Genomic DNA, 15598 nt, shown 5'->3' with positions numbered 1-15598 from the left:
TGCTGTTATTACTGTTCTTATAATCAATAATTAGGACTTATAACCATGTCTACAGGGAAAACCACGCTGGCGCTGCTGCTGAGCGCACTGCTGCCGGCCGGCGCCGCCTGGGCCGCAGGCAATGACACTCTGGTCTACTGCTCAGAAGCCTCTCCGGAGTCCTTCAATCCGCAGATCGCCAGCTCCGGTCCGTCGTTCGTCGCCAGCTCGCAGGTACTGTATAACCGTCTGGTGAGCTTTGACCCGGTGAAAAATACGCCGATCCCGTCGCTGGCCACCGAGTGGCACGTCTCTGAGGATGGCAAAACCTGGACCTTTACTCTGCGTCAGGGGGTGAAGTTCAACAGCAACAAATTCTTCAAACCGACCCGCGATTTTAACGCCGACGACGTTCTGTTCTCCGTGCTGCGCCAGATGGATCCTCAGCATCCTTATCACAAGGTGTCGCAGGGGAACTATGAATACTTCCACGACGTGGGCCTCGATAAGCTGATTAAATCGGTGAAAAAGGTGGATGATTACCATGTCCAGTTCGAGCTCAACGAGCCGAACGCGGCGTTTCTTGCCGACTGGGGCATGGACTTCGCCTCTATTCTGTCGGCAGAGTATGGTGAGGCGATGCTGAAGAAAGGAACGCCGGAAAACGTTGATAACTGGCCTGTCGGTACCGGGCCGTATGCGCTGCAGCAGTATAAAGTGGATTCGCAAATCCGCTATATTGCCAATCCCCACTATTGGGAAGGCGAGGTACCGACCAAGCACCTGATCTTCTCCATTACGCCGAACGTCGAGACTCGTCTGGCGAAACTGCAGACCAACGAGTGCCAGATTATTCCCGCGCCGTCGCCGGTACAGTTCCCGGTGATTAAGGGCAATAAAGATCTGGCGCTGCATGCGGTTGAGGCGCTGAACGTCGGCTATCTGGCGTTTAACACCGAGAAAAAACCGTTTGATAATGTGCTGGTGCGCCAGGCGTTAAACTACGCTACCGACAAGCAGGCGATCGTCAAGGCGGTATTCCTCGATTCCGGCAGCGTGGCGAAATCACCGATCCCGTCGACGATGCTCGGGTATAAGAAAGATCTCCCGGACTATGACTACGATCCGCAGAAAGCCAAAGCGCTGCTCAAGCAGACGGGTCTGGAGCAAGGCGCGGAAGTGACCCTGTGGTCAATGCCGGTCCAGCGCCCCTACAACCCAAACTCAAAACGCATTGCCGAAATGATCCAAAACGACTGGGCGAAAGTGGGGGTGAAAGCCAAAATTGTCAGCTATGAATGGGGCGAATACCTTGCCGGTATGCGTAAAGGGGAGCACGACAGCGCCCTGTATGGCTGGATGTCGGACAACGGCGATCCGGACAACTTTGCTGGCACATTGCTCAGCTGTGATAATATCCAGACCGGCTCCAACGCCGCCCGCTGGTGTGATAAATCCTATGACGCGCTGGTAAAGAAAGCGCTGTTGGTGAGCGATCCGCAGGCGCGGGCCAAACTCTACGAACAGGCGCAGGAGATTTTTTATCAGCAGGCGCCATGGATCACCCTGGCGACCGGTAAAACCTTCTATGCGACGCGCAGCAACGTCAGCGGCTACACCGTCAGCATGATGGGGAGCGATTTTTCCAAAGCGAAGCTGAATTAAGCGAAAGGAGAACAGGATGGCACATCTGGATGAGGTTATCGTCAAAGTCGATGACGCCCTGGCCGAGGGCGTTATCGCGCATATGAATGAGCTGCTAATCGCCCTGAGTGATGATGCGCAACTCAGTCGTGAGGAACGCTATATCCAACAGCAGCGTCTGCGCACCGCCATCGCCCATCATGGGCGACAGCATCAGGAAGAGCAGGACGCGCGCCGCGAGCAGTTGACCAAAGGCGGCGCGATCCTCTGAAGATGCGCTCAGAACTGGCGTCTGGCCACCAGCCAGGCGCCCACCACCAGCATCACCGCCCCGCATAACGGTCCGATCAGCGCCCGCAGCGGCACGCCGTGGGCGCGAACTAAATCCATGATCAACCCGCCCACCAGCTGGCTGGCCACCAGTACCGCAATGGTCGTCGCCGCGCCAACGTTTTGATAACCGCTGATGCTGGCGAAGACGAAAAAGGACCCCAGCAGGCCGGGGATCAGCGTCCACCACTTCACGCTCAGGGCCAGCTCCTGAAAGCCGGCGACGCCCTGGCGCAGCAGTAACATCGTCACGAAGATAACGATCCCGACCAGCGAATTGAGCAGCATAGCGATAAGGATCGTCGACGCCGACTGGGTGATGCGCACCATCAGAGTGTTCTGCACTACCAGGCCAACGCCGGCGGCGATCAGGCAGGCGAGAGTGAGCGACGCGTTCATGCTTTGCCGTCCGGGTCCTGGCGCGCATCCAGCTGCAGCTGCATAAAGGTCAGATCCAGCCAGCGGCCAAATTTGGTGCCCACCTGCGGCATCTGCCCGGTGGTGATAAAGCCCAGCGTTTCATGCAGATGCAGCGAAGCGTGATTCTGCGACTCGATGCCGGCGACCATCACATGTTTATTCAGCCGTCGCGCTTCGGCGATCAAGGCGACCAGCAGCTTGCGGCCCAGCCCTTTCCCCTGATGTTCGGGATGAACGTACACCGAATGCTCCACGGTATGGCGAAAGCCGTCAAACGCCCGCCAGTCGCCAAACGAGGAATAACCGGTAATGACGCCGTCTTCCTCGCTCACCAGTACCGGAAATCCAGCCAGCTGGCGGGCTTCAAACCAGGCGATGCGGTTGTCGGTATCCACAGTTTTATCATTCCAGATGGCGGCGGTATGGACGACGGCATGGTTATAGATCTCGGCGATCGCCGCGCAGTCGTCTTTAATGGCAGGGCGAATAGACATAGCAAACCTCAATTTTTCGTACACTATAGTAGTACAATATTATTACAATAATGAACGTCACGCTGTCATCCGTTTTCAGCATAATTTTAACGGCTAACCCGGGAATAACGCGTCTCGGTGGATGGTTGTGTAATGGGGGGGCGCACACTATAGTGTTACGTTATGAATACTATAGAAGACAACCTCAATCAGCGCATCAGCGCGCGCATCCGCATCGAGCGCGAGTCCCGCGGCTGGTCGCTGAACGACCTCGCCGAACGGGCCGGCGCCTCGCGGGCGATGATCCATAAAATCGAGCGCGGCGAAAGCAGCCCGACCGCCTCGATGCTGGGCCGCCTTTCCGGCGCCTTCGGCATCAGTATGTCGACCCTGATCGCCCGCGCGGAAATGCAGGAGGGCAAGCTGCTGCGCTTTGCCAGCCAGCCGGTATGGCGCGACCCGCAAAGCCACTATCTCCGCCGCCACGTTTCGCCGCGCAGCGATTTGCCGATCGATCTGGTGCAGATTGAGCTGCCGCCCGGTAGCGATGTGCCGATGCCCGCCGCGTCCTATGCGCTTGCCCGCCAGCTAATCTGGCTGCAACAGGGCGAGCTGGTGTTTGTCGAAGGCAATACCCGCCATGAGATGCAGGCGGGGGATTGTCTGGAGCTTGGCCCGCCCAACGATTGTCGCTTTATTAATGAATCCGCAGAGACCTGCGTCTATCTGGTGGTTCGCCTTAATCAATCGCCATCCGGCTCTTAATGGTAAAGCACGTTGCGCATAAAGCAGCTAGCCTCAGTACAGTCTGCTAACAAGAGGAGTTTGCTATGACAGATCAACCGCAACGCCATCGCCGCTGGGTACTGGCTTCCCGCCCCCATGGTGAACCGACGGCAGAGAATTTCCGTCTGGAAGAGAGCGAAGTGCCGACGCCAGGCCCGGGTCAAGTGCTGCTGCGTACCGTTTATTTATCACTCGACCCGTATATGCGCGGGCGCATGAGCGACGCGCCGTCCTATTCGCCGCCGGTGGCCATTGGCGCGGTGATGGTGGGAGGGACCGTGAGTCGCGTGGTCAGCTCAAATCATGCCGATTATCAACCCGGCGACTGGGTGCTGGGCTACAGCGGCTGGCAGGATTATGAACTCTCCGACGGCAGCGGACTGGTGAAGCTGGGTGACAATCCGCAACACCCGTCCTGGTCGCTGGGAGTTCTGGGGATGCCCGGCTTCAACGCCTACATGGGTTTGCTGGACATCGGCCAGCCAAAGGCGGGCGAAACGCTGGTGGTCGCCGCGGCGACCGGGCCGGTTGGCGCCACGGTTGGACAGATCGGCAAAATTAAGGGCTGCCGCACCGTCGGCATCGCTGGCGGCGCGGAAAAATGCCGCTATGCGGTTGAGAAGTTAGGCTTTGATCTCTGCCTTGACCATCGTGCGGATGATTTTGCCGAACAGCTGGCCCAGGCCTGCCCGCAGGGTATTGACGTTTATTATGAAAACGTCGGCGGCAAGGTTTTTGACGCGGTGCTGCCGCTGTTGAATACCGCAGCGCGGGTACCCGTCTGCGGGCTGGTGAGCGGCTATAACGCCACCGGGCTGCCGGACGGGCCAGATCGTCTGCCGCTGCTGATGGCGACCATCCTCAAAAAGCGCATCCGGATGCAGGGCTTTATTATCGGCCAGGATTACGGGCATCGGATCGCCGAGTTCCAGCAGCAGATGGGGCGCTGGGTGCAGGAGGGGAAAATTAAATATCGCGAACAGCTTATCGACGGTCTGGACCAGGCGCCGCAGGCGCTGATCGGCCTGTTAAAAGGTGAGAACTTCGGTAAGGTAGTGATCCGCGTCGCGGCGGACGACTAACCTGGCGGGCTTCGACTTAACAGGCCCCTTTTTCCGCCAGGGAAAAGGGGCCTGGCATAGAGGTCAGGCGTAGAAGGCTAACCGCTGGGCGAGCAGATCGACAAAGGCTTCGCGGTCCACATCCAGCATCAGGGTGGTATTGGGCCGATTGCCGGTCAGATGGTAGTAATCGACCACCGTCATCCCCTGGGTATATTTGCCTTCCGTTTCTACGCCAACCCAGCGTTCGATCGTGGTAAAGATCTCCGGCTTGAGGAGCCAGGCGATGGTGCAGGGATCGTGCAGCGGCGCGCCGTCGAAGCCCCACTTTTCATCTTTGTGGTAGGCCATAAAGAAGTCGAGCAGCTCGGCGACGATGGTCGACACCGGGTTGCCAATCTGGCGGAATCGCTCGATATCGGCGGGAAGGATTTGCGCCCGATGCGTAACATCCAGCCCCGCCATGACCACTGGGATCCCCGACTGAAAGACCATTTCCGCGGCCTGCGGATCAACGTAGATATTAAACTCCGCCGCCGGCTGCCAGTTGCCCAGCCCCATGGCGCCCCCCATGATCACGATGCGGGCGATCTTCGCGTGCAGCTCCGGATGGCTGGCGAGCAGCAACGCCACGTTAGTCTGCGGTCCGGTGGCCACCAGAGTCACCGGCTCCTGGCTTTCCCGCAGCACGCTAGCCATCAGCTCGACGGCGGTGCAGTTCTGCGGCGCAAAGGCCGGCTCAGGCAGGCTCGGGCCATCCAGTCCGCTCTCGCCGTGCACGTTATCGGCGATGATCAGATCGCGCATCAACGGCTTCCACGCGCCGCCGGCAACCGGAATGTCCGGCCGGTTCAGCAGCGTCAACATACGCAGCACGTTGCGCAGGGTCTTCTCCGGGGTCTGGTTGCCCGCGGAAGCGGTGACGGCTTTCACCTCCAGCTCCGGCGAGGCGAGGGCGAGGACCAGGGCGATCGCGTCATCATGTCCCGGATCGCAATCAATCATAATCGGCAGTGCCATAGCAGCTCCTTGTTGGCGATGTTCTGTGACCAGACTAACGCTGCGAGTCGAGGCAGACGAGATGGTGTGCAGAATAGTGTGATGGAGACCACGATTGCTGCGAGGCAACGCGTATCGTTACGCGACCGTCCGTAAACATGGCGCCTCGTTTTGCGGTGGCGCAAGATGGCGACCGGCGCGGCGCGATATAATAGAAAAATTGCTAATCCTTACGGATATTAATGGTTTGCTTTTCGGCGGGCGGGTTCTTATCCTTAAGAAAACTCAAGAGGTTATTACGATGAAAGATGTAGTAGATAAATGCAGCACCAAAGGCTGCGCCATTGATGTCGGGACGATCATTGATAACGAGGACTGCGTCTACCGGGCCGAGAAGGTGTTCCCAAGCCGCGAAGAAGCGGAATCCACCGTAGCCGCCGTGCGCGAACGTGCTGCCGCCGCAGCGCCGGCCAGTGAACCGCCGCAGGTCGATTACACCATCGTCGCCGCTGGCGACGCGGTGAAACTCGACCTCTCCATCGCCTTCTCCTGCCAGGCAGAAAAGATCATTTTCGAGTTATCCCTGCGAAATCTGCTTTAATTCGCTCCTGTAGCGGAAGCGCGATGCTCTGGCGGGCAGACGCCTTCCGCTGATGCAGCACGCTGCCCGCCCGGCGACCTGAGCCGGGTGAGCGCGGTTAGTCTTGAAAGACGACGTTTCCGCCAACCATGGTCATCACCACGCGGCTGGCGCCAATCTCCTCATGGGCTACGGCGAAGATATCGCGGTCCAGCACCTGAAAATCAGCGACTTTGCCGACCTCTATCGATCCGCGTACCGCTTCTTTCCCTTCCTGATAGGCCGCATTGATGGTGTACATCCGCACGCCGTCCGCCACGCTAATTGCCAGTTCCGGGCGAATAACGTTGCCGCTGGAAGATGATTTGCGGGTGACCGCTGCCTGAACCATTTTGCGCCAGTTCACCAGCGCCATAATGCCATCTGACCCGCCGGCGACGATGACCCCAAGGTCGATGATATCCCGTAGCCCTTTGCAGATTTCCCCCTTGATGCCACAGTAGCGGGCGCGCTGTTCATAGTCATATGCCGGGCCGCCGAGTGAAGATTGTTCGGAAAGCAGAATGCCGTATTTTGCCGCCATCACGAAATCTTGCCGATCGCCCATTGAGCCGTGCAGCACATAATGCCGTCGGCTCTCCCCCGGATAGCGCTGAATCGCCTGCACGAAGCTGTTAATCGTGACTTTTACCGCCTTATCGCCGACCGCATGGACTGCCACCTGAAAACCGCGCTGGTGAGCCAGCAGAATCATCTGCTTTAGCGCCTCAACTTGTGCTTCCTCGGTCGCCTCGGGGCCACCAAACACCGAGCGTCCGCGATATCCCGGCCGGTCGGCGTAATCCTGATTCATCCACGCTGTGTGCGATGTGGGAACGCCATCGCAGAACAGTTTTATGGTCCGACAGTCCAGCCAGTCCCGGTCGGTGAACTGGGAGAAATCAAAGCTATCCAGATCGCGCTTCAGGGTGGCGCAGGACTGAACGCCCCGCTCGGCGGAGTAAAAGGCGATGGATACCCGGGCGGTGAGTTTTCCTTCATCCTGCAGTTCATGGTAGGCGGCGATGGCGCGATCCCCCGCAGCGCCCACCTCGCGCGTGTTTTCCCCCGGACCCATGGCGCCTTCCGTGTAGCTGGCATACCCTTCGCTGTTCATCAGGCGCTGGGCTGCCAGAAGGTTCTCTTTGAGGGCCGCTACGGTCAGACGGGGCATCGTGCCGGATGCGAGATGCAGGGCGGGCAGGTCGATGAAATTGCCGTCCAGTTCGCCACTGGCCGTTCGCCCCAGATGTCCGCCGAGGGGATCAGGGGTGCTGGCGTCAAGACCGGAGAGGGCCAGCGCCCGGCTGTTGACGATGCAGGAGTGACCGTCCCACAGGGCGAGCAGGGTGGGATGATCGGCCGTGACGTCGTCAATATCCCAGCGCGTCAGAGAGCGCTGCTCGGCCGCGCACTCCTTGATTGCGTTTGGATCCAGACCGCAGACACGAATCCATGCCCCGGCGGGAGTGCGGGCTGCCTGGTCGCGCAGTCTTTCCCGCAGTACTGCCAGGGAACGCACGTCCTGGCAGTTCAGGCAATGCCAGCTGTCAGCGAGCCAGCCGATATGGATATGTGAGTCATGCGCGGCGGGTAAAATGAGTTTGCCGCCAAGGTCAATGACCTGCGTCTGGGGACCAATATGCTGCTGAATCTCCTGGTCTTCACCAACGTTAATAATCCATCCCTGCTTCACGGCGATGGCGCGCTTAAAACTAAAATGTGCGTCCACCGTGGCGACCTTGCCGTTAATCAATACGCAGTCCGCATAAACGACATTATCCATTTATCCCTCCCTGGCTGATAAAAGTGCCGATCAATATAAATAGTAACCATGGTGATTATGTGGTGACTATATGACTACGAAGGGGGTGGAGTGTCAAGCGCGGGTGGTTGGCGGGTGTCCGCCTGGCGGTGGAATAGACGGTAAGGAAAAGCGCTTCGCCCGCCGATCGCGAGAGGCATCGGCGGGGAAGGGGCGTGTTATTCGAAGCGCCAGGCGAGGTTCAGGCCGATGCCGTAGTTACGTCCCGGGGCAGGCTCGTAGTAACGTCCGTTAGACTCGTTAACGATGACAGACCCGACGTACTCCCGGTCGAACAGGTTGTCGATGCGACCGAACAGATCCATATCCATCCTGCCGTAGCTCCATTTATAGCCAGTCGTCAGGCCAACCACCGTCCAGGAGGGCGCTTTGGCGGTGTTTTCGTCATTGGCCATGATATCGCTCATATAGCGAATATCGCTCCCGGCGTACCAACCTTGCTCCGGCTGATAGCCAAAGGAGGCGTAGCCCATATTGCGCGCGATCCCCGGAATGCGATTGCCATTGCAGCTAGCGTCGTCGCAGACGTTAGTGCGATAGGTCGCGTCCAGCCAGGTCCAGGCCGCCTTCAGACGCCAGCTCTCGCCAAACTGCTGATCCAGCCCCAGCTCCATCCCCTGACGGCGGGTCTTGCCGGCGTTTTTATAACTGGTGCGCCCGCCGCTGCTGCTGTCGACCACAATCTCATTATCGGTATTGGTCTGGAACAGGGCGGCGGTGAACAGCCCGTTGCCGATCCGCGTCTTGCTGCCGATCTCCACCGTGTCGTTGGTGGAGGGTTTCAGGCCGAAGTTGAGGCCGCTCTGGTTATCGGAGCGGTAGGAGAGTTCGTTAATGGTTGGCGTCTCGAAGCCGCGGCCGGCGGAAAGATAGACGTTCCACGCGTCGGTCAGGGCATATTTCAGCGAGCCCGCGGGCAGCCATTTGTGATAGCTGGCATCACCGCTGTCATCGCCATTGCCTGGGGTGATGTAGTAGTCGTTCGAGTCGAACCATACCGAGCTGTAGCGAACCCCGGCATCGAGCGAGAGTTTGTCAGTGAGCTGCCACTGGGTCTGCAGGTAGGGGTCGACGTTCCACATCAGGTTGCGTTCGTTACGGCGCAGCGCGCCCTGTTCGCCATACTGCGGCGCGCCGTTGACCATCACAAAGTTTTCATACCCTTTGCGCCGCTCGCTCATGTTTTCGTAGTCGAGACCGGCGGTGAGCGTGACGGGCACCAGCAGCTCTCCGCGATGGGTCAGCCGGGTATCGATCCCCTGGTAGTGACGGGTAAGGTCGATCACCCCGCCGGCATGGCTCGGCTTCAGCTGCGGCGCGCGCGGGATCGACTGGAACTGAGTGGTTTCACGTTCTCCAGCGTACATCATAACGCTGAGATCGTCCTGGGCACTGAGCTGGCGCTCATAGCGCAGGCCGGCCTGGGTCTGTCGGGTATTCTTGCGGGTATTATACTGGTCGCCGCGCGGCGACTGGCGCGGGTTATCGCGCCATTCATCGGCGGTCAGGCCACCGGCGTCATTGGCTTTGATATCCACGCTATTCAGCAGCAGAGTCAGCTTACTGACGTCGTTGATGCGCACCCCCAGCCGGGCGTTCGCCAGATTTTTGCGCGCGCCGCTGTGATCGCGATAGCCATGGGTGGTGAAGCGATTGGTTGAGACCGTGTAATCCACATCGCCTGCGTGGCTGCCGTCGCCAACGGCGCCAGTGGCTTTCATCCCGTAGTGCCAGGTGCCGAAGCTGCCATAGTAGCTGCTGGCTTCCACGGTGGGCGGCTGGGTGCCGGTCTGGCTGGTGACGTTGATCACCCCGCCGGACGAGTTACCGTACAGGGCAGAGAAGGGGCCGCGCAGCACCTCAATGGTGTCAACGCTGCCGATATCAATATTTGAGGTCTGCCCCTGGCCGTCGGGCATGGTGGCCGGAATGCCATCCACATAGATGCGCAGTCCGCGCACGCCATAGGTTGAGCGCGAGCCAAAGCCGCGAATCGACAGCTGCAGATCCTGGGCATAGTTTTGCCGGTTCTGCACCTGCAGGCCCGGCACGGCGCCCAGCGATTCAGAGAGATTAACGCGCGGCGCGGCCTGGCGCATCTCATCTCCATTCACCACGCTGACGGCGGCGGGGGTATCCAGTTCAGAAACCGTGGTTGGCGCGGCGGTCACCACCATGGTTTGTTCATCAGCGGCCTGGGCTGCCGCAATGAGCGGCACGAGCAGGGCCGGGAGGGCGGCGTGACGCACGGACAGGATTTTCATCGATAATACTCAAAACGAACCAAATGGAACATGTGTATATATGTTACCTCGTTTGTAAAATATTTGAAAATTATTAACTGCTACTGGTTAACGGATAGTGCTCGCCAGGCATGAATTTACCGCACAACAACAATTAACGCTCCACTTTGATATAAATAATGATTACTATTCGCATTCAAAAATAAGGGTAAAGCCAGGACTTTACCGCCGGAAGCGATGTCGTGTCAGCACATACTGGTTTATCAAAGGGAGTCGTCATGTCATTACGTCATTTTGCCGCGCCGCGTCTGCGCCATTCACTGCTCGTCACTTCTCTGCTGCTGGCAGGCAGCTTTAGCGCCCACGCCGCGGAAGAGATGCTGCGCAAGGCCGTCGGAAAAGGGGCCTACGAAATGGCCTACAGCCAGCAGGAGAATGCGCTGTGGGTCGCCACATCACAGAGTCGTTCGCTGGACAAAGGCGGGGTGGTTTACCGTCTTGACCCCGCCACCCTCGACGTGACGCAGATTATTCACAACGATCTGAAGCCGTTCGGCGCCACTATCAACCATGCCACCGGCACGCTGTGGTTTGGCAATACCGTCGACAGCACTGTCACCGCTATTGACGCCAAAACCGGCGCCGTGAAGGGGCGCCTGGTGCTGGACGAGCGTCAGCGCAGCGAAACCGTGCGTCCGCTGCAGCCGCGCGAGCTGGCGGTCAATGAGCAGACCAACACGGTCTACATTACCGGTCTGGGCAAAGAGAGCGTGATTTGGGTGGTAGATGGCGCAACCCTGAAGCTGAAAACGACCATTACCGGCACCGGGGCAATGGCGACGGGTCTGGCGATCGATCCGCAGGCTAAGCGTCTGTATACCACCAACGCCGATGGCGAACTGCTGACCATCGACAGCGAGAGCAACACGATTGCGTCGCGCAAAAAATTGCAGGATGACGGCAAAGCGCATTTCTATCTTAACCTGAGTCTCGATACCGCCGGCCATCGTGCCTTTATTACCGACAGCAAGCAGCCGGAAGTGCTGGTGGTCGATACCCGCGACGGCAAGGTGCTGGAGAAAATCGCCGCGCCGGAGTCGCTGGCGGTGCTGTTTAACCCGGCGCGCAACGAAGCCTATGTGACGCATCGTAAGGCCGGGGAAGTCAGCGTTATCGACGGTAAGAGCTACAAGGTAGTGAAGACCTTTAAAACGCCGACTCACCCCAACAGCCTGGCGCTCTCCGAGGACGGAAAAACGCTGTACGTTAGCGTGAAACAGGCTTCCAGCCGTGAGAAAGAAGCCACCGCGCCGGACGATGTGATCCGCATCGCCCTGTAAGACCTCAGCGCGACGAAACCGGAAAACGGTGGTCGCGCTCCGCATGCCGCCGGGCCAGGCCTGGCGACTCCCCCTCTGTTACAAACGCCTATTGGCCTGACAAACCAGATGGTTATACACTTAACTCTTTCCCGCCACGTGCGGGCAGTGGTAATCAGTGGAGATAAAATGAAAAAGCCATTCATGGTGATTTGCGCCGGCGCGATGCTGGCGCTGCTGGCAGGTTGTTCGTCAAACTACGTTATGACCACGAAGAGCGGTCAAACTATCGTTACCCACGGCAAGCCGCAGCTGGATAAAGAAACGGGGATGACCAGCTATATCGATGAGTCAGGTAATAAGCGGGAAATTAACAGCAGCGATGTGTCGCAGCTGGTTGAAGATAATTAAGTTCTGACCTCCCGGTTTGCCCGCTATGGACAAACCGGGAGTCCTGCCAGTTACTTCCTCAGCGTCGGCGCCGTGCTGTGAATCTCATGCACGCGTTTACGCACACCAAACCAGCCAGCCACCAGCAATACCGCCAGCAGCGGAATTGATCCTATGGTGTAGGTACCGTTCGGATAATCGAAGGCCATCAGCACCAGCACGCTGAACAGGAACAGCAGCGTCAGCCAGGAGGTGAACGGCGCCCCCGGCATTCTGAAGCTGACCTTTGCCGCTTTCCCTTCCTTGATCGCTTTGCGCAGACGCATCTGACACACCACGATAAAGCCCCAGGAGGCAATGATCCCCAGCGAGGCGACGTTGAGTACGATCTCAAATACCTGAGATGGCACCAGATAGTTGAGGAAAACCCCGACTACATATACCCCCAGCGTCGCCAGGATCCCGGCGTAAGGGACGTGGTGACGGCTCATCTTCGACATAAACTTCGGCGCGGAGCCTCCCATCGACATCGAGCGCAGAATACGCCCGGTACTGTAGAGACCCGAGTTAAGGCTGGAGAGGGCCGCGGTTAACACCACGATGTTCATCACGCTGCCGATATATGGCACGCCCAGCTTTGAGAAGAAGGTAACGAACGGGCTCTGTCCGGCCTGGTAGGCGTTCCACGGCAGAAGCAGCACCAGCAACACCACCGAACCGACATAGAACAGACCGATACGCCAGATCACGCTGTTGATGGCCTTCGGCACCATTGTCTCCGGATCCTTACACTCTCCGGCCGCGGTCCCCACCAGCTCGATGGAGGCGAAGGCGAAGACCACCCCCTGCACCAGCACCAGCGCCGGCAGGAGGCCGTGCGGGAAGAAGCCGCCGTTATCGGTGATCAGATGGAAGCCGGTGGCATTGCCGTCCAGCGGCTTACCGGAGCCGAGGAAAATGGTGCCGACCACGAGAAAGGCGACGATCGCCAGCACCTTAACCAGCGCGAACCAGAACTCCATTTCGGCGAACCACTTCACGCCGATCATATTCATGGTGCCGACGATAGCCAGCGCGCCGAGGGCGAAGACCCACTGCGGCACATCGCCAAACGCGCCCCAGTAGTGCATATACAGCGCCACGGCGGTGATATCGACAATCCCGGTCATCGCCCAGTTAACGAAGTACATCCAGCCGGCCACGTAAGCGGCTTTTTCACCGAGGAACTCCCTTGCATAAGAGACGAAGCTGCCGCTCGAGGGGCGGTGGAGGACCAGTTCGCCGAGGGCGCGAAGAATAAAGAAGGAGAAGATGCCGCAGACCAGATAGACCAGGGCGAGCGCTGGCCCTGCCATTTGTAAACGTGCCCCGGCGCCGAGGAACAAACCGGTACCGATGGCGCCGCCGATGGCGATCATCTGTACCTGACGGTTGCCCATCGCTTTGTGATAACCCGCTTCATGTGAGTTAAGCCAGTGGCGTTTTGCAGCATGATGCTCCGCTGCATTTTCGTGTTTCGTATTCATTGATGTATCAGTTTCCTGTCAATGCCCATGTTTGCAGCCGGAATGGAGGACGGCTGGCACATTATGCTGGCTTTCTCATCATTCTGACGTAGGAGATAAGCTCAGACATGGCGCTGAATCCTACACGTAACCTAATAGTTACGCACCTAAAACATTTACCGAGAGCATTTGACAGATTTATCAATGAGATCAGCGTCGCAGAGTTTCCAGTAACAGCGTGAAAGTGCTGGTATGCTGGCGCCGGCTGGGGTAATAGAGATGGTAGCCGGGGAAGGCGGGGGTCCACTCCGCCAGCACCCGCACCAGCCGGCCGCTGGCTAAGGCCTCCGCCACGCAGTCATCCGGAACGTAGGCCAGCCCGAGGCCCGCCTCCGCCGCGTCGATGCGCTGCGGCAGGCTGTTGAGGATCAGCTGTCCCTCCACCCGCACCTGAATCTCCCGGCCATCGCGGGCAAATTCCCAGGCGTAAAGTCCCCCTCGTGTCGGCAGGCGCAGATTGATGCAGCGATGTTGGGCAAGATCCCAGGGCGTTTGCGGCGTACCGGCCCGCTGCAGATAGGCCGGCGAACCCACCACCGCCATCCGCATATCCGGGGCGATGCGCACGGCAATCATGTCTTTTGCCACCTGTTCGCCGAGACGCACCCCGGCGTCGAAGCGGTCACCCACGATATCCGTGAGCCCATTATCAACAGTGATTTCGATGTTAATATCAGGATATTGCAGCATAAATGGCTTTAGCGCCGGCCAGAGTACCGCGCTGGCGGCATGCTCCCCGGCGGTAATGCGCAGGTTGCCCGCCGGGCGTTCTCGGGTGTCGCGCAATGCAGCCAGGGCCTGCTCGATCTCTTCCAGATGCGGACCGAGGCGCTGAATCAGTCGCTCGCCCGCTTCGGTCGGCACCACGCTGCGGGTGGTGCGGGTCAACAGCCGGACATCGAGCCGCGTTTCGAGATGGCGCATGGCATGGCTGAGCGCCGACTGCGACACGCCAAGCTGGGCCGCCGCGCGGGTAAAGCTGCGTTCACGCGCCACCACCATAAAGGAGAGCAGATCGTTTACGTTCTCTTTTAGCATAATCTTTCCGGATTGATGAATACTGCTCACAGGTACGCAGAGTGTATGCCCGGCCTGAGGATTGTGCCAGCCTGATGGCCGGACGCAGTGGAGCAGAATGGTTATGGCGGATGATTTATTCCTCTGTGCAGGGCAGGTATTGTAGTAGGCCCAAAAAACGCCAGCGCCAGGTGAACCGACATTCGCTGGCGCGGCATGACCGGGGGGACGGCAGCCCGAAAGATGATTCAAGAGTATCGCCAGGCAGAGTCTGGTAACCGGGGAGAAACAGAGATGAATATCAACGTGGTCGGCACCAGCGGCTCAGGCAAATCCACTTTGGCCCGGCGCCTGGCGCACCGGCTGGAATTACCCTGGATCGAGCTCGATCGCCTGTACTGGCGGCCGAACTGGCAGGGCGCGCCGGATGAGGCATTTTTCGCCGCCATTGCCGCCGCGACGGCCACGCCGGGCTGGGTGCTGGATGGCAATTACAATCGCAGCCGCAGCGTTAAATGGCGTGCGGTGGATTTGGTGATCTGGGTAGATTATGGTTTCTGGCGCACGCTGCGCCAGGCGGTATGGCGGGCGGCGAGCCGGGCGTGGCGACATCAGGAGCTGTGGCCGGGCACGGGCAACTGCGAGAGTTTTCGCCGTTCGTTCTGCAGCCGGGAATCCATCATCCTCTGGACGCTGAAAACCTGGCGGCAGCATCGCCGACGCTATCTGGCCGATATGCAGGATCCGCAATATCGTCATATTCGCTTCGTCCGGGTGCGCAATCCGCGGCAGGCCGAGGCGCTGCTCCGCGAGCTGGAAGCGCAGCGTTCAGCCGGGCATATCTAATTTTCAGCAGTACACATGTGAATTAATTGTTTCTCAATAGTTAGCAGAGATTTTAATAATGCAGGCACGTACTTTCATATGA

General features: G+C 58.8%; 15 protein-coding genes and 1 pseudogene. 9 read left to right on the top strand and 7 right to left on the bottom strand.

Features of this window, described 5'->3' with window-relative positions; all coding sequences use genetic code 11:
• Positions 1 to 45: 45 nt before the first annotated feature.
• Complete coding sequence (locus tag DR88_RS13490; RefSeq protein WP_004148549.1) at positions 46 to 1644, top strand: ABC transporter substrate-binding protein; 1599 nt, start codon at positions 46 to 48, stop codon at positions 1642 to 1644.
• 16 nt (positions 1645 to 1660) lie between these two features.
• Entirely contained in the window at positions 1661 to 1894 is a 234-nt protein-coding gene (locus DR88_RS13495; RefSeq protein ID WP_004180136.1) for a YdcY family protein, read from the top strand.
• 8 nt (positions 1895 to 1902) lie between these two features.
• Here the strand turns inward: DR88_RS13495 and DR88_RS13500 are convergent, their stop codons facing one another.
• A complete protein-coding gene (locus DR88_RS13500) occupies positions 1903 to 2352 on the bottom strand; it encodes a DMT family transporter (protein ID WP_025861899.1) in 450 nt (149 codons plus the stop codon).
• The gene (locus tag DR88_RS13505) at positions 2349 to 2867 is read right to left on the bottom strand and encodes a GNAT family N-acetyltransferase (RefSeq protein WP_002906796.1); all 519 of its coding nucleotides are present in this window, start codon (positions 2865 to 2867) and stop codon (positions 2349 to 2351) included. Before DR88_RS13505 ends, DR88_RS13500 begins: the two co-directional genes overlap by 4 nt.
• A gap of 162 nt (positions 2868 to 3029) precedes the next feature.
• On the opposite strand from DR88_RS13505, the gene DR88_RS13510 reads away from it, so the two are divergent.
• Together DR88_RS13510 and curA are read left to right on the top strand one after the other, a co-directional pair.
• Positions 3030 to 3611, top strand: coding sequence for a helix-turn-helix domain-containing protein (locus DR88_RS13510; protein ID WP_002906794.1), 582 nt, complete (start codon positions 3030 to 3032; stop codon positions 3609 to 3611).
• Between the two features lie 65 nt (positions 3612 to 3676).
• Positions 3677 to 4714: an NADPH-dependent curcumin/dihydrocurcumin reductase gene (gene curA / locus DR88_RS13515; RefSeq protein ID WP_004148547.1), complete on the top strand. Its 1038-nt coding sequence runs from the start codon at positions 3677 to 3679 to the stop codon at positions 4712 to 4714.
• A gap of 63 nt (positions 4715 to 4777) precedes the next feature.
• Here the strand turns inward: curA and rihA are convergent, their stop codons facing one another.
• Positions 4778 to 5713 (bottom strand): pyrimidine-specific ribonucleoside hydrolase RihA, encoded by a 936-nt coding sequence (gene rihA / locus DR88_RS13520; RefSeq protein WP_021440225.1) that lies wholly within the window; start codon positions 5711 to 5713, stop codon positions 4778 to 4780.
• Between rihA and DR88_RS0125870 the strand changes: the two are divergent.
• Positions 5675 to 5904: pseudogene (locus DR88_RS0125870) on the top strand (hypothetical protein). The gene rihA and the pseudogene DR88_RS0125870 sit on opposite strands and share 39 nt — an antisense overlap.
• Before the next feature lie 89 nt (positions 5905 to 5993).
• Positions 5994 to 6293 (top strand): DUF406 domain-containing protein, encoded by a 300-nt coding sequence (locus DR88_RS13525; protein ID WP_002906788.1) that lies wholly within the window; start codon positions 5994 to 5996, stop codon positions 6291 to 6293.
• Positions 6294 to 6390: 97 nt separating this feature from the next.
• Here the strand turns inward: DR88_RS13525 and DR88_RS13530 are convergent, their stop codons facing one another.
• Positions 6391 to 8097: an amidohydrolase gene (locus tag DR88_RS13530; RefSeq protein ID WP_004148544.1), complete on the bottom strand. Its 1707-nt coding sequence runs from the start codon at positions 8095 to 8097 to the stop codon at positions 6391 to 6393.
• A gap of 197 nt (positions 8098 to 8294) precedes the next feature.
• Positions 8295 to 10400 carry a TonB-dependent receptor PqqU gene (pqqU, locus tag DR88_RS13535; RefSeq protein WP_004148543.1) on the bottom strand — a complete coding sequence of 702 codons (2106 nt, stop codon included), beginning with the start codon at positions 10398 to 10400 and terminating at the stop codon, positions 8295 to 8297.
• 257 nt (positions 10401 to 10657) lie between these two features.
• On the opposite strand from pqqU, the gene yncE reads away from it, so the two are divergent.
• Both yncE and DR88_RS13545 read left to right on the top strand, forming a co-directional pair.
• A complete protein-coding gene (gene yncE, locus DR88_RS13540; protein WP_025861900.1) occupies positions 10658 to 11719 on the top strand; it encodes a 7-bladed beta-propeller protein YncE in 1062 nt (353 codons plus the stop codon).
• Positions 11720 to 11887: 168 nt separating this feature from the next.
• Positions 11888 to 12109 carry a YgdI/YgdR family lipoprotein gene (locus DR88_RS13545; RefSeq protein WP_002906779.1) on the top strand — a complete coding sequence of 74 codons (222 nt, stop codon included), beginning with the start codon at positions 11888 to 11890 and terminating at the stop codon, positions 12107 to 12109.
• Positions 12110 to 12159: 50 nt separating this feature from the next.
• Here the strand turns inward: DR88_RS13545 and ansP are convergent, their stop codons facing one another.
• Together ansP and DR88_RS13555 are read right to left on the bottom strand one after the other, a co-directional pair.
• Positions 12160 to 13614 (bottom strand): L-asparagine permease, encoded by a 1455-nt coding sequence (gene ansP, locus DR88_RS13550; RefSeq protein WP_002906778.1) that lies wholly within the window; start codon positions 13612 to 13614, stop codon positions 12160 to 12162.
• Between the two features lie 189 nt (positions 13615 to 13803).
• On the bottom strand, positions 13804 to 14691 hold the full coding sequence (locus DR88_RS13555; RefSeq protein WP_025861901.1) for a LysR family transcriptional regulator: 888 nt from the start codon (positions 14689 to 14691) through the stop codon (positions 13804 to 13806).
• A gap of 273 nt (positions 14692 to 14964) precedes the next feature.
• Here DR88_RS13555 and DR88_RS13560 point away from each other — a divergent pair, with 273 nt between their 5' ends.
• Complete coding sequence (locus tag DR88_RS13560) at positions 14965 to 15516, top strand: P-loop NTPase family protein (protein WP_004180132.1); 552 nt, start codon at positions 14965 to 14967, stop codon at positions 15514 to 15516.
• The last annotated feature ends 82 nt before the right edge of the window (positions 15517 to 15598 follow it).

This window comes from Klebsiella pneumoniae (assembly GCF_000742135.1).
Classification (GTDB): Bacteria; Pseudomonadota; Gammaproteobacteria; order Enterobacterales; family Enterobacteriaceae; genus Klebsiella; species Klebsiella pneumoniae.
The sequence above is the reverse complement of the archived record's forward strand: the minus strand, read 5'-3'. Positions and strand labels throughout refer to the sequence as shown.